The 14,227-nt window shown below is 47.0% G+C and carries 11 protein-coding genes; 9 read left to right on the forward strand and 2 right to left on the reverse strand.

The genetic code is table 11. The annotated features are described in order from the left end of the window. The first annotated feature begins 56 nt into the window (after positions 1 to 56). Together OCV29_RS19695 and OCV29_RS19700 are read left to right on the forward strand one after the other, a co-directional pair. On the forward strand, positions 57 to 830 hold the full coding sequence (locus OCV29_RS19695; RefSeq protein WP_073602245.1) for a transporter substrate-binding domain-containing protein: 774 nt from the start codon (positions 57 to 59) through the stop codon (positions 828 to 830). A gap of 80 nt (positions 831 to 910) precedes the next feature. After that, positions 911 to 2,026: a succinylglutamate desuccinylase/aspartoacylase family protein gene (locus tag OCV29_RS19700; RefSeq protein WP_073602109.1), complete on the forward strand. Its 1,116-nt coding sequence runs from the start codon at positions 911 to 913 to the stop codon at positions 2,024 to 2,026. A gap of 336 nt (positions 2,027 to 2,362) precedes the next feature. Here the strand turns inward: OCV29_RS19700 and OCV29_RS19705 are convergent, their stop codons facing one another. Then, on the reverse strand, positions 2,363 to 3,244 hold the full coding sequence (locus OCV29_RS19705; RefSeq protein WP_139281484.1) for a CAP domain-containing protein: 882 nt from the start codon (positions 3,242 to 3,244) through the stop codon (positions 2,363 to 2,365). A gap of 396 nt (positions 3,245 to 3,640) precedes the next feature. Continuing rightward, positions 3,641 to 4,501 (reverse strand): helix-turn-helix domain-containing protein, encoded by an 861-nt coding sequence (locus tag OCV29_RS19710; protein ID WP_073602110.1) that lies wholly within the window; start codon positions 4,499 to 4,501, stop codon positions 3,641 to 3,643. A gap of 356 nt (positions 4,502 to 4,857) precedes the next feature. Here OCV29_RS19710 and betI point away from each other — a divergent pair, with 356 nt between their 5' ends. From betI to OCV29_RS19745, 7 genes are all read left to right on the forward strand, one after another. Continuing rightward, positions 4,858 to 5,454, forward strand: a complete 597-nt coding sequence (gene betI, locus OCV29_RS19715) for a transcriptional regulator BetI (protein WP_073602111.1) — start codon at positions 4,858 to 4,860, stop codon at positions 5,452 to 5,454. A gap of 18 nt (positions 5,455 to 5,472) precedes the next feature. Then, complete coding sequence (gene betB / locus OCV29_RS19720; RefSeq protein ID WP_073602112.1) at positions 5,473 to 6,933, forward strand: betaine-aldehyde dehydrogenase; 1,461 nt, start codon at positions 5,473 to 5,475, stop codon at positions 6,931 to 6,933. Between the two features lie 14 nt (positions 6,934 to 6,947). Further along, on the forward strand, positions 6,948 to 8,648 hold the full coding sequence (gene betA / locus OCV29_RS19725; RefSeq protein WP_073602113.1) for a choline dehydrogenase: 1,701 nt from the start codon (positions 6,948 to 6,950) through the stop codon (positions 8,646 to 8,648). A 33-nt stretch (positions 8,649 to 8,681) separates the two neighbouring features. After that, complete coding sequence (locus OCV29_RS19730) at positions 8,682 to 9,614, forward strand: choline ABC transporter substrate-binding protein (protein ID WP_261887432.1); 933 nt, start codon at positions 8,682 to 8,684, stop codon at positions 9,612 to 9,614. A 62-nt stretch (positions 9,615 to 9,676) separates the two neighbouring features. After that, positions 9,677 to 10,519, forward strand: coding sequence for a choline ABC transporter permease subunit (gene choW, locus OCV29_RS19735; protein WP_073602115.1), 843 nt, complete (start codon positions 9,677 to 9,679; stop codon positions 10,517 to 10,519). Positions 10,520 to 10,521: 2 nt separating this feature from the next. Continuing rightward, positions 10,522 to 11,700 carry a choline ABC transporter ATP-binding protein gene (choV, locus tag OCV29_RS19740; RefSeq protein WP_073602116.1) on the forward strand — a complete coding sequence of 393 codons (1,179 nt, stop codon included), beginning with the start codon at positions 10,522 to 10,524 and terminating at the stop codon, positions 11,698 to 11,700. A gap of 964 nt (positions 11,701 to 12,664) precedes the next feature. After that, on the forward strand, positions 12,665 to 14,170 hold the full coding sequence (locus tag OCV29_RS19745) for a BspA family leucine-rich repeat surface protein (RefSeq protein WP_073602118.1): 1,506 nt from the start codon (positions 12,665 to 12,667) through the stop codon (positions 14,168 to 14,170). Positions 14,171 to 14,227: the final 57 nt, after the last annotated feature.

Here is a 14,227-nt window from a genome sequence, read left to right on the forward strand (position 1 = left end):
CGGGAATGCATCATGACAGAAGACCGGAAGTAAAATTAATACAGGAAGGAATCGCGATGAAAAGAAAAGTTGCATGTTTATTACTGGCACTGACAGGCCTGATGGCACAAGCCAGTGCCTTTGCTAAAGAGACGATCCGCATTGGCGTTGATGCGACATATCCGCCATTCGAGTACACCAAACCCGATGGCACACTGGCTGGATTCGAAATCGATCTGGGAAATGCAATGTGTGAAAAAGTCCAGGCGGAGTGTATCTGGGTACCGATGAGCTTTGACGGACTGATTCCGGCACTCAAAGTGAAGAAAATTGATGCGGTATTTTCATCGTTAGGTATTTCTGAAAAACGGAAGAAAGTTGTCGACTTTTCTGACCGTACATGGACGGGCTTTACCTCAATGCTGAGTCTGAAACGTTTGAAGCTTCAGCCGACGGCAGAATCTTTGAAAGGCAAAATTCTGGGCGTGCAGCAAGGGTCGATTCAGGAAGATTTTGCCAGACAAAAACTGATGCCACAGGGTGTCAGTGTGCAGGCATACCAAACGCAGGAGCAGGTCTATGCTGATTTGCTGAACGGGCGTATTGATGCATCGATGCAGGATATGACTCAGGCGCAAACCGGTTTTATCGAAAAAGCGGGTCATCCTGAGTTCGCTAATCAGAAAGTCGTGGATGAATTGTTGCCGGCTGATAGCGCCATTGCCATCCGTAAAGGGGATACCCGGACGATGGATTTGATCAACCGCGGTATTCACGCCATCCATGCCGACGGCACCTATGGAAAAATTCAGCGCCAGTTTTTTGGTGATCTTGATTTATATAATAAATAATCACGATAACCCCGGTGAGTCACGGACTGGCCGGGGCAAATCTGTTTCCTTCTTTATCAGTCTGAAAAAGTGACAACATCATGAAACACCAACAACATCCGCTTATTTCTCCGGTTTTGGGTACCCGGCGTGTGATTGACAGCTTTCATTTCGGTACGCCGGGCTGCGGCAGGAAAATCTATATTCAGGCCTCTCTGCATGCGGACGAACTCCCCGGAATGCTGGCTGCATGGAAACTAAAGCAGCAGCTGCATGAACTGGAAGCTCAGGGATGTATTCAGGGAGAGATCATCGTGGTTCCGGTTGCCAATCCTGTGGGGCAGAACCAGCACCTGATGGATGTACATCTGGGGCGTTATGAAACGGAAACCGGTCAGAATTTCAACCGGGGCTATTACGACACTTATGCGCAGGTGGCGGATCTGGTTGAAAATCAGCTTTCAGATGATCCGCAGGAAAATAAGAAAATTATCCGGCTGGCATTGCGTCAGGCGATTCAGTCATGGCAGGTTGAAACTGAAATGCATTCGATGCAAAAAACGTTGCAGTCACTTTGTTGTGATGCCGATGTTATCATTGATATGCACTGTGATTTTGAAGCCGTACAACATGTATACAGTACGTATTATTCATGGGAAAGTATGATTCCGCTTGCCTGCTGGCTGGATTCGAAGGCGAATATGCTGGCTGATGAAACCGGCGGCAATCCTTTCGACTCAGCTTTTGATATGGTCTGGCAGCGTTTGCATGCCCGCTTTGGTGACATCATTCCCAAAGGATGTCAGTCGGTGACGCTGGAGTTGTGCGGACAGGCCGATGTGTCACACAACAAAAGCAATCAGGATGCAGAAGCGCTACTCAATTATTTACGTCATCTTGAAGTGCTGATTGACCGTGCTGCGGATGAGTATGATCCACAGACTTTGTATGTGAGTGATTTAACGGCAGTTGAACCGCTGAAAAGCCCATTTGGCGGTGTTGTAGTACTTTGTGCTGAAGTGGGTGAGCAGGTCACCGCAGGCCAGCTGATTGCTGAAGTGATTGATCCGGTGACGGATGAAGTCGCGCAGATCAGGGCAACGCATCCGGGGTTACTTTTCTCCCGGACAATGCGCAGAACGGCAACCGCCGGTATGCTGGTCGCACATGTGGCCGGGGAAATTCCGGTGCGCAGCGGATATCTGCTGGCTCCCTGAGTGTTACCGGAAACCAGAGTGTTACCTGAAATACGACGCATCACCTGAAATATTGCGTATCACATTATTACGTATCACATTATTACGTATCACATTAAAAATTGCTGATCACCAGAAACAATGAAGCCCGTCATTGCTGCCGGGCTTCATTGTTTGAGCATATGCCGATTGGGTCAATCCAGAATTATACCAATCTGGAAAATAAACTGATCATCTTGATGTGTCTGGTGGAGCAAACATACAAGGGCATGGATGCCCTTGTTTAAGCGCCCATGGATGGCTTGAGCGGTTTGCGGAACCAGATATATCCAGATCAGAAAATGACTTAGAATGGTATTACTGGCGGCCAAAATCTGCGGTCCAGTAAACAGAATAGGCTGAACCGGAAGCTGTCTTTTTGTCAGCCCCGATTTCTGTGAAATTCTCATTCATGATATTGCTGCAATGGCCGCTGCTCTTGAGCCATCCGTCCATCACCTGATCAACGCTGCTGTATCCGGCGGCAATGTTTTCTCCCCACCAGGAAGCGTTATAACCGGTGTCAGAGATCCGGTCCTGTATCGAAGAACCATCGGAGCCGGTGTGAGAGAAGATGTTATTGTCAGCCATATCCGCATTGTGTCGTGCGGCGGCACTGGCCAGTTTACAGTTCCAGGTCAGCGCAGGTGCTGCCGGATAGTATGTACTGCCACAGGTTCTGCCTTCACTGCGTGCGGCATTGTGAGCGGCCAGCAATTCACTTTGAGCGGCTGTCATTTCACAATCACCAGTGGTTTGTCCGCTGTCACCGTTTCCATCATCATTCCCGCTATCTCCCTGGCTGCCTGCCGTATAACTGGCAAGCAGTGAAACGCCTGAATAATCATAATAGCCATGAAGCATAATGTAATATGTGGTGTCTGTTTGTGTCAGGTTGCCACAGCTTTCATTGTTGCCGGTTTGATAAGGCCTGCAATCATAACTATACAATGTCGGCGTCTGTCCTGCTTTCACATAAAGATCCACGTCGCCGCTGCCACCACTGGTTTTAATGACCAGATTCGTCGCATTGGCAGGGACCTGAATCGTAAAATATTGCTGGCTGTTGGTTGAGCCACTTAAAGCGGTTGCCGGTACAGCATTGGTCAGTACCGTTTCATTTGCCGCATGTGCAAAACAGAAAGGTGTCAGGCAGGCGATGAGCCCGGGAAGAATGTTCTTGGCTTTGAGTTGCATCATTTTCTTTGTCCTTATCAGGAGATTGAATCAAGGAAACGATTGCTTGATTGTTTCCCAGCGAATTGACGTTGCTTTTTTGTGTTGTAAACCAGTTTTGTAAATCAGAATTGTGTTTTTACAGGACTGTTTTTACAGGACAGGCCGTGGCTGCATTCTATGCGCTTGAAAGCCCTGAATATTTTTGTGGTGAATAGTATAGAAATAACGCGATATCAGAAAGGCGAATACGAAGAATTATCGTTGATATGATACCTTCAGCTGAGAATAGATACTTATTGATGACAGAAGTGTTATTTTCATTTTTGATGGCTGATTTGGGCTGGTTATATAATTAAGTTATTGTAAATATGATGTTTTTTAAAAGGAAACCGATTTCCGTTTTTCTGTCCGGCCGGATTAATTTTCCGATGCGCTGAAAATATGCGGTGAATTCAGATTGCCCGGCGTTTCAAGTCTGGCGCGGATTGCAGGAGAAATGATTTCATTATCAATTGCAAATAAACCGATTTCACTGAGTTTCCGGCGCAACGGGATATCCGGGCTGATCCGTTCGAATACGATTCTTGAAGCAAAAGGAATCCGGGAATTTCGCCCCTGAATGCCCAGGGTAATACCGGACAGCAGACTAAAACTCCCTTTCGTGGCGCCATACAGAATGGTCTGGGATATTGCCCGCTGACAATGGACCCCGTAATCGATAATCTGAAGCCGCTCTCCGAGTAAAAAGACCACGCCGACAAATTTTCCGATTTCATAGCCGTTCAGCATGGCCTGACCGGGTTCTGCCTTTTCATAAAAGTGGGAGTAGCAAATGCCGTTTTTGACCGATAAACGCGCAAAACTCTTGCTGATATGGCCTTCGTAAGACGGTGTTAAGTAATAGTAATAATAATCTCCGAGATAGCGTTCTATTTCTCCGGCGCTGTGCTGCATCATATTTTCCAACAGCCGGGTGTGGCGCTGTCCGGCCGGGCTGTCATCCAGAATGCTCTGTGGTTTACGGTTGCGTTCCCGCGCAGAAATTAATGCCCTGAACTGATCGGTAGGTAGTGTCATTTCCTCGCTTTCCACGCCAAAAAAATCACAGATTTTCCGCAGGCTCTGGAGCGTTGGCATACTGCTGCCATTGAGGTATTTGGAAAATTGCTGGCGGTTCATGCCCATTTTCCGGCAACAACCGGAGATGCTGTCACTGTAACTGCAAAGTAAGCGGAGATTCATTGCCAGATTGTTTGTGTCCATCATTTTCTGATTCATCACGTTATTTTGCTTTACCCGCCCGGTTGATCTTTATTATGACATTTTTATTAATGTACTTGATTTGCTGATGGATTGCGAATAGCGAACCACCGGTCGTGACTGGGGTCAGGCGGTCATCAGACTCAGTTGCCCTGTTACCCGTAGACGGTTTGTGGATAAATGCAAGACCTCAAATAAATATGCTACCTCTTTGTATAACATTTAAATATATAACTATCTGATTTTAAATCATTAAAATTGATCGCATGTTATTCTGTGATGGTTTTATCAGTAAAAATTAATTTGAACTCTAACTATATTTCTGGCATTTTATATTTAACTAATCATTCAATAAAAAATAATCACCTCACTTTATGCCGAAGACAGGAATGCCAGATATCAGGAAACCACAGCTCGTGAATGCCACGATGTCTGTGATTGATCGGGTCGGGTTACACGCTGCCAGTATTGCTTTAATCAGCAAAGAAGCAGGATTGTCTGCCGGGATCATCAATCACTATTTTGGCGGTAAGCATGGGTTGCTTGAAGAAACGATGCGGGAAATCCTGCGTCAGCATGGCCGTACAATCCAGAACCTGCTGAAATATATCCCGCCGGAAGATCATCAAAGCCGGATTAATGCGATTATCAGCGGCAATTTTGAAGGCTATCAGGCGGAAAGTAAGGTCGTGAAGGTATGGCTGGCTTTTTGGTCTTATGCCATGCATGACATACAACTCAGCCGCCTGCAAAGAGTGAATGAAAAGCGGTTAATCTCGCATTTGAAAATTGAATTGAAAGCGCTTTTGCCTTCTGAGCGGGTGATTCCGGTGGCTCAGGGTGTTGCGTCACTGATTGACGGGCTCTGGTTACGCGGGGCGCTGAATCCGCAGGGGATCGATGTGGCAAAAGCCCGGGATATCATCAATGATTACCTGAACCTGCAACTTCAAATTTACGCTAAAACATAACGAATTAAGTCAGATAAAATGGAAATTAAATCTTTATATATTGATGGCAAAGCCGTCATGGCAACGTCTGGTGAGACGTTCTCAAACTACAATCCGGCCACCGGAGAAGTGATTGCTGAGCTGGGACAGGCTTCTCAACAGGATATGGAAAAAGCGATCGAATCAGCAAAACGTGGTTTTGCACTCTGGTCGGCCATGTCGCCGACAGAGCGAAGCCGGATTCTGCTCAAAGCCGTTGCAATTCTTCGTGAGCGCAATGATGAACTGGCCCGTGTTGAAGTACTGGATACCGGAAAAGCGCTGCAGGAAGCCATTGATGTCGATGTCGTGACCGGTGCGGACGTGATTGAATATTTTGCCGGACTGGCACCTGCGATGCAGGGCGAACAGCAGCCGCTGGGACAGAGTCAGTTTTTCTATACCCGCCGCGAACCTCTGGGCATTTGTGCCGGTATTGGTGCATGGAATTATCCGATTCAGATCGCGATGTGGAAATCAGCTCCGGCACTGGCGGCTGGGAACGCGATGATTTTCAAACCTTCCGAAGAAACGCCGACAGGCGCCCTGAAACTGGCAGAAATATTTACCGAAGCCGGAATGCCGGACGGGGTCTTTAATGTGTTGCAGGGCGACTATCGTGTTGGTCAGATGCTGACGGCACATCCGGATATTGCCAAAGTTTCCTTTACCGGTGAAACCGGCACGGGGAAAGCCGTGATGACTGACAGTGCGAAAACACTGAAATCAGTCACTATGGAACTTGGCGGGAAGTCACCCATGATCATTTTTGATGATGCCAAACTGGATCAAGCAGTATCTGCGGCGATGACTGCGAACTTCTATACACAGGGCGAAGTTTGTACCTGTTGTACGCGGGTGTTCGTCCACGAAAATATCTACGATGCGTTTGTCGAACAGGTGAAGCGCCGGACTGAGAAAATGAGTATTGGTGATCCGATGGATATCAACACTCAGGTTGGTGCTCTGATTTCTACAGAGCATCTGGGCAAAGTCATGAACATGATTGAGCAGGCAAAAAGCAGTGGTGCTACTTTGCTGACCGGTGGTTATCAGGTGAAAGACAATGGTCTGGACAAAGGGAATTTTGTCATTCCGACGGTCTTTACGGACTGTACTGATGACATGCCACATGTGCAGCAGGAAATCTTCGGTCCGGTGATGTCCGTGCTGAAATTCAGTGATGAAGATGAAGTGATTCGTCGCGCGAATGACACCGATTACGGGCTGGCAGCTTCAGTGTTTACTCAGAACCTGGCGCGCGCGCACCGGGTCATTCATCAGATTGAAGCCGGGATTTGCTGGGTGAATACCTGGGGTGATTCTCCGGCTGAAATGCCGGTCGGTGGCTACAAGCATTCTGGCGTTGGCCGTGAAAACGGACCGGAAACGCTGCTTCATTACACGCAAACCAAAAGTGTTCTGATTGAAATGAATGATTTTGAAGGGCCATACGCGTAAGCGGGAGTCAGATCATGCAAAAGAATTTTGACTATATCATTGTGGGTGCCGGCTCTGCCGGTTGTGTGCTGGCAGACAGGTTGTCTGCTTCTGGTGAGCATCAGGTGCTGTTACTGGAAGCTGGCGGTACAGATAAAAGCATTTTTATTCAGATGCCGACTGCGCTCTCTTATCCGATGAATACAGAAAAGTATGCCTGGCAGTTTGAGTCTCAGTCCGAACCCGGACTGGATGGGCGCAAGCTGCATTGTCCCCGCGGTAAAGTGCTGGGTGGTGGTTCCTCGATCAACGGAATGGTCTATGTGCGTGGTCATGCCTGTGATTTCGACGAGTGGGAAGCTCAGGGGGCGAAAGGCTGGAATTATAAAGCCTGTCTGCCTTATTTCCGCCGTGCAGAAACCTGGGTGAAAGGGGAAGATGCGTATCGTGGTGGTCAGGGGCCGCTTGGCACCTGTATCGGTAACGAGATGAAGCTGAATCCACTGTATCAGGCATTCATCGATGCCGGCCGGGATGCCGGTTACCCGGTGACGCAGGATTATAACGGTTATCAGCAGGAAGGTTTCGGCCCGATGCATATGACTGTTGATAAAGGTGTGCGTGCTTCCACTTCAAATGCTTATCTGCGTCGCGCTTTGAAACGGCCAAATCTGACACTGGTGAAAAAGGTTGTGGTCAGAAAGATTCTGTTGGATGACAAAACCGCGACCGGGATTGAGTATGAACAGTCGGGTCAAATCAAACAGGTACATGCACAGCAAGAAGTGATCTCCTGTGCCGGGTCAATTGGTTCGCCCCAATTGCTGCAATTGTCCGGGATTGGCCCTGAGGCGGTTCTGGAAAAAGCCGGTGTCCCTGTTGTGCATGACTTACCGGGCGTGGGCGAGAATTTACAGGATCACCTTGAAGTTTATTTTCAGTATCACTGTACTCAGCCCATCACACTGAACAGCAAGCTTGGCTTAATTAGTAAAGGGCTGATTGGTACTGAATGGATTCTGACCCGTAAAGGGCTGGGTGCGACGAACCATTTTGAATCGTGTGCTTTTATCCGTTCCCGGAAAGGATTGAAGTGGCCAAATATTCAATACCACTTCCTGCCTGCGGCGATGCGTTATGACGGACAGGCGGCATTCGACGGTCACGGTTTTCAGGTTCACGTTGGGCCGAATAAGCCGGAAAGTCGTGGTTATGTGGCAATAAAATCAGCCGATCCACACGACAAGCCAGAGATTGTTTTCAACTATATCTCGACCGATCAGGACCGTCAGGATTGGCGCGACTGTATTCGTCTGACCCGTGAGATTCTCGCTCAGCCTGCGCTGGATGCCTATCGTGGCGATGAAATTCAGCCCGGTGCAGCGGTCACCTCCGATGAAGCAATCGATGCCTGGGTGAAAGAGAATGTTGAGAGTGCTTATCACCCGTCGTGCAGCTGCAAGATGGGGGATGATGATGACCCGATGGCAGTACTGGATGAACAGTGCTGTGTCCGTGGCATCAATAATCTGCGGGTTGTGGATTCATCCATCTTCCCGACCATTACAAACGGTAATCTCAATGCACCAACGATTATGGTCGCTGAGCGTGCCGCTGATCTGATTCTGGGCCATGACTTACTTGCGCCTGCCGGTGTGGATGTCTGGATTGCTCCGGACTGGGAGAACACGCAGCGACTTCAGGCCTCCAAACGATCTGTACCAACGGATAACTAACCAAAAGCCAGCAACTGAAATAAGGAAATGATGATGTCTAAAATGAAGACACTATTCACTTTAGGATTAAGTACGCTGTCTGTGAGCGTATACGCGAGCCAGTGTGAAACGGTTCGTTTTGCTGATGTCGGCTGGACCGACATCACATCAACAACTGCAGTAACCAGTGAACTGCTCAAAGGCATGGGCTATCAGACCAAAACGGATTTGTTGTCTGTGCCGGTCACTTATTCTTCTATGGCGAACGGGGATATTGACGTTTTCCTCGGCAACTGGATGCCAACCATGGAAGGCGATATTGCCAAATACAGAGATGCCGGAACCGTCGAAACCGTTCGGGCGAATCTGGAAGGTGCCAAATATACCCTTGCGGTACCTGCATATGTCTACGATGCCGGCGTGCATAGTTTTGCTGATCTGGCAAAATTCGCGGACAAATTCAGGGATCGCATCTATGGCATCGAGCCGGGGAATGATGGCAACCGGATCATCCAGTCAATGATTGACTCCAATGCATTTGGGCTGAAAGATTTCAATCTGGTCGAATCGAGTGAAGCCGGGATGGTGTCTCAGGTCTATCGCGCTGTCCGCCGTAAGCAGTGGATTGCTTTCTTGGGCTGGGCGCCTCATCCGATGAACAACAATATTCAAATGAAATATCTGTCAGGCGGGGATGACTTCTTCGGACCAAATTATGGTGGCGCTAATGTTTATACCAATGTTCGCCGTGATTACCTGAAGACCTGTCCGAATGTTGGTCAGTTGTTGAAAAATCTGCAGTTTACCCTGCCGATGGAGAATGAACTGATGGGCAACATTTTGAATGACAAGATGCAACCACAGAAAGCTGCGCAAAACTGGATGAAAGCCAACATGCAGCAGGTCGATAAGTGGCTGGAAAACGTCAAGACGATTGATGGCAAACCCGCACTTCAGGCTGTGAATGCTTACCTGAAACAGAAATAAGTTACCAAATACAGAAAAACAGTAAGGTGGCATGTTGCCACCTTAAAAACAAAGGTCCTATTGTGAACTTTATTACAGAGTACAAAATTCCGCTGGGTCAGTGGATGGAAAGTGGTGTTGATTGGCTGACAATGAACGCTTCAGGCTTTTTTGATGCAATTTCTTTTTTCCTGGAAACAGTGATTCTTTCGTTGGTGGATCTGTTCAAATGGATGCCTCCTGCCGTGCCGATTTTGATGACAGCCGGGCTCGCCTGGTATTTGCACCGGAAAGTCTCACTGGTGGTTTTTATTGTGGCAGCATTTTTGCTGATTTTAAATATGGGCTACTGGCAGGAAATGCTGGAAACCTTTGTTCTGGTTTTTGCAGCGACAACGATTTCCGTATTGATTGGCGTACCCCTGGGAATTATGGCCGGGCACCGTCCATGGCTTTATACACTGATGAGACCGGTGTTGGACCTGATGCAGACCGTTCCGACGTTTGTCTATCTGATTCCGACACTGGTTCTGTTTGGTCTGGGTATTGTTCCGGGACTGATTTCGACGATCATTTTTGCTATCGCAGCGCCAATTCGTCTGACCTACCTCGGGATTACACGTGTGCCGGAAGACCTGATTGAAGCCGGGCGTGCGTTCGGTGCAAGTCGCCGTAAGCTGCTGTTTAAAGTTGAGCTGCCTGCGGCGATGCCCAGCATTATGACCGGTGTGACACAGTGTATTATGCTGTCTCTTTCTATGGTGGTTATTTCGGCACTGGTTGGTGCAGATGGGCTCGGGAAACCGGTCGTCAGGGCGCTAAACACAGTGAACATCTCACAAGGCTTTGAAGCGGGACTCGCTATTGTATTGGTTGCAATTATTCTTGACCGCCTCTGTAAAACCCCAAGCCAGAAGGAGATGTAATCATGAGTGCTATTACGATTAAAAATCTGGATGTGGTGTTTGGTGACAAGCCACAAAAAGCATTACCTTTGCTTGATGCCGGGAAAAGCCGACAGGAAATTATTGATGAAACCGGCCTTGTTGTTGGGGTGAATCGTGTCAGCCTGACTGTGCAGGAGGGTGAAATCTGTGTCCTGATGGGGCTGTCCGGCTCGGGTAAATCCAGCTTGCTGCGTGCGGTGAATGGTCTGAATAAAATCAGCCGGGGAGCACTGGAAGTCAAAGACGGCGATGAATACGTCGATTTAGCACAATGCGACAAGAAGACATTACGTCATCTGCGCACGCACCGGGTCTCGATGGTCTTTCAGAAGTTTGCATTGATGCCATGGCTGACCGTGTTAGACAATGTCGCTTTTGGTCTTGAGCTGCAGGGTGTGCCGAAAGCTGAGCGTCGTAAAAGAGCGCGTGACCAGCTGGAAATGGTAGGTTTGGCTGAATGGGAAAGCCAGTACCCTCATGAACTTTCCGGGGGGATGCAGCAACGGGTTGGTCTGGCGCGGGCTTTTGCGATGGATACCGATATTTTGTTGATGGACGAACCATTTTCTGCGCTTGATCCTTTAATTCGGGCACAGTTGCAGGATGAGTTGATTTTGTTGCAGAGTAAATTAAATAAAACGATTTTGTTTGTCAGTCATGATCTGGATGAAGCCCTGAAAATTGGCAATAACATCGCGATTATGGAGTCCGGAGAGCTGATCCAGCATGGCAAACCTGAAGATATCGTCCTGAATCCCAAAAATGATTATGTAAAAGACTTTGTGGCTCACACCAATCCATTGAATGTCCTCAGAGGCCGTTCATTGATGCAACCGGCAGACAGCCTGATTTCAGAGCCGAACCGCTGGCAGATCTGCGAAACCAGACAGTTATGGGTTGAGCAGGCACAGGGGCAGATTTCTCTGACAAATGATGATTTAAGCCTGTATTACTGGAATGCAGAGTCGACAGATTTTGCAGCGGTGAATGATTCTTCTGTGGTGGTCGCACATCCCGATATTGAGATGCGTGATGCGATTGAGCTGAAAATGCGCAGCCAGCATCCGGTACTGTTAGCGGATGAAGGGCAGTTTATCGGCGTATTGGATGATCAGGCATTTTATAATGCGTTACTGGGGAATTATACCCAGACAAACTGAATGATGTGTGTTGAAAACACTTGGGTATAGTCATATGACAAGTGGTTGACAGAATAAAAAAGCGAGCCTCAATCGGTTCGCTTTTTTTATATTCGTAACCGGTTTATTTAACATATTCTTTCAATATCCTGCTTCTGATATATGATACCAATTCTTAATGATGCTATATGATTATTAAAATATTTCGGTTTTTTTATTTTCAGATGAAAGTATGGTTTTTATTTTTAATCTGCCAGGAAACACTTTTATTTTTATTGTTTTGATGTAGAATGGCCCGAAATAAAATCAAGCCACATGATTTATTAATATTTATTCTTTGTTTATATATTATGTTTAATTGTTTTTCCGGACAAGTGAACATGATTTATACTAGTGCTGTACTTTTACTGGTGTTTTACTTTTACTGGTGTTTTACTTTTGCTGATGCTTTACTTTTAATGGTGCTGTGGTGAGGTGGCTCTCCGGTGAGGGAATACTTTAATTAATAACGTCTCGGCGCTTGTTCGCTTTATCAGTGAAGAGGGCTGGATGCAGTATGTCAATTAAACAACGTCATTTCACAAATTGACAATATTTATTATGTGTTAATATTTTTTATATGAAAAAATGGTAATCATTGGTTTGAAATACATTGATTTCTGATGTATTAGTTTCTGCGTCTTAGTTTCGAATGTATTTATTTTGAATGGGCCATTATCTTTATTATATTCATTCCGTAATAATGAAACCGGTTTATTTGATAGCAATGTAATTACTTGTTGTGTTTTGTGTGACTAATTAACAAACGTAAATTTATTTTGGTGAAGATATTTCTTATTCTTTTGTTTTACATTCTTAATATTAATGAGAATTGTTAACCTGAAAAAAGATTAAGATTTTATGTGAGAATCAGACAACCCTGAGACTGAATTTTTCAGGCTGCCTGGATGTATTCTCTTGTTCAAAAATCAGGAGGAATAAAAAAATGAAATCAACCTATCAACGAGAAGGTATTTATGCCGGGCTGGCGTTATTGGGGATGACCTGCACAATGTCTGCTTTTGCCGGTCAGCCCGTGACATGCGGAGACAGGGAAGCCGGTTCAGTGTTTGAGACAAACGGAGCGTCATATTTGGTTGTTGATGATGCTTTGATCCGGGATGCTGAGAATTTGGATGCTTTAAAGCAAGGTAAGATTCGTTTTTGTACATCTCAGGTTGCCAATATGTCGTCATTATTTGCCGGCGACGATTTTAATCAGGATATCAGTGACTGGGATACAGCTCAGGTGACGGATATGTCATCGATGTTTGCAGGGGCGGCTGAATTTAATCAGGACCTGAGTGACTGGAACACGGCGCTGGTTAAAGACATGCACAGTATGTTTATGGGAGCACATCAATTTAACGGGGACGTCAGTCACTGGAATACGGCGAATGTGACCGATATGTCATCGATGTTTGAAGATGCATCTGCGTTCAACCGGAATATCAGCCACTGGAACATCTCGAAAGTGACTTCACTGGAGAAAACATTTTATCAGGCCACCCGTTTCAATCAGAACCTGAGAAACTGGAACACGTCCGGTGTGACCTCGATGAAAATGACTTTCGCCGGGGCTGTGCATTTCAATGGTGATATCAGCCGCTGGAATACGCCACGGGTGACCACGATGGCAGGGATGTTTATGGATGCTCATGCATTTAATCAGGATATCGGTTTCTGGAATACTTTCAGTCTGGTGGATGTGAAAGATATGTTCCGCAATGCCATTCGCTTTGATCAGGATCTGGGTGGCTGGTTTACTTCCCGGATTACGGATATGCGCGGTATGTTTGCCGGAGCACAACGCTTTAATGGCAGAATAGGCTGGTGGGATGTTTCCCGTGTGGTTGATATGTCCGATATGTTCAACGGGGCAAAACATTTTAACCGGATGATTGGTTTCTGGGATACATCCAGCCTGACGGCGGCTGCTAATATGTTCCGTGATGCCCGTCGTTTCGATAAGCCACTGCTTGGCTGGTATACCGGAAACCTGACAAATACCAGTTTCATGTTCCGGGGAGCGACTTCATTTAATCAGTATATTGGTTGCTGGGATACGTCGGCGCTGGTCAGCGCAACGGGTATGTTCTGGGGCGCGACCCGTTTTAATCGCTTTATCGGCTGGTGGGATACTCAGAACCTTCAGTATGCGAGCGGCATGTTTGCTTATGCAACCCGGTTTAATCAAGACATCAGTGGCTGGGATATTTCCGGACTGAAAAGAGCCAATTCAATGTTCCAGGAAGCAACCAGCTTTAATCAGGATATTACTGGCTGGGACACCTCATCGCTGGAGCGGGTTATTTCAATGTTCGAGCATGCTTCGGCCTTTGATCAGGACCTGAGTGGGTGGGATCTCAGCCATGTGACCGCCAAATATGCACAAAACTTTGCCCGTTTCAGTGCAATGACTGAAGAACAATTACCGGTTTTACCTGAGTAATCACCAGCCTTTGTTCATTGATATCAGGTAGCCGGAGTCAAGCCCGGCTGCCTGATT

It is taken from the genome of Vibrio aerogenes (assembly GCF_024346755.1).
In the GTDB taxonomy this organism is placed as follows: Bacteria; Pseudomonadota; Gammaproteobacteria; order Enterobacterales; family Vibrionaceae; genus Vibrio; species Vibrio aerogenes.

Excerpts from the sequence above, each read along its gene's own strand:
- betB (WP_073602112.1), top strand. The coding sequence starts at position 5,473 with ATGGAAATTAAATCTTTATATATTGATGGCAAAGCCGTCATGGCAACG.
- OCV29_RS19700 (WP_073602109.1), top strand. The coding sequence starts at position 911 with ATGAAACACCAACAACATCCGCTTATTTCTCCGGTTTTGGGTACCCGG.
- choV (WP_073602116.1), top strand. The coding sequence starts at position 10,522 with ATGAGTGCTATTACGATTAAAAATCTGGATGTGGTGTTTGGTGACAAG.
- betA (WP_073602113.1), top strand. The coding sequence starts at position 6,948 with ATGCAAAAGAATTTTGACTATATCATTGTGGGTGCCGGCTCTGCCGGT.
- OCV29_RS19705 (WP_139281484.1), bottom strand. The coding sequence starts at position 3,244 with ATGATGCAACTCAAAGCCAAGAACATTCTTCCCGGGCTCATCGCCTGC.
- OCV29_RS19695 (WP_073602245.1), top strand. The coding sequence starts at position 57 with ATGAAAAGAAAAGTTGCATGTTTATTACTGGCACTGACAGGCCTGATG.
- betI (WP_073602111.1), top strand. The coding sequence starts at position 4,858 with ATGCCGAAGACAGGAATGCCAGATATCAGGAAACCACAGCTCGTGAAT.
- OCV29_RS19710 (WP_073602110.1), bottom strand. The coding sequence starts at position 4,501 with ATGAATCAGAAAATGATGGACACAAACAATCTGGCAATGAATCTCCGC.
- OCV29_RS19730 (WP_261887432.1), top strand. The coding sequence starts at position 8,682 with ATGTCTAAAATGAAGACACTATTCACTTTAGGATTAAGTACGCTGTCT.
- OCV29_RS19745 (WP_073602118.1), top strand. The coding sequence starts at position 12,665 with ATGAAATCAACCTATCAACGAGAAGGTATTTATGCCGGGCTGGCGTTA.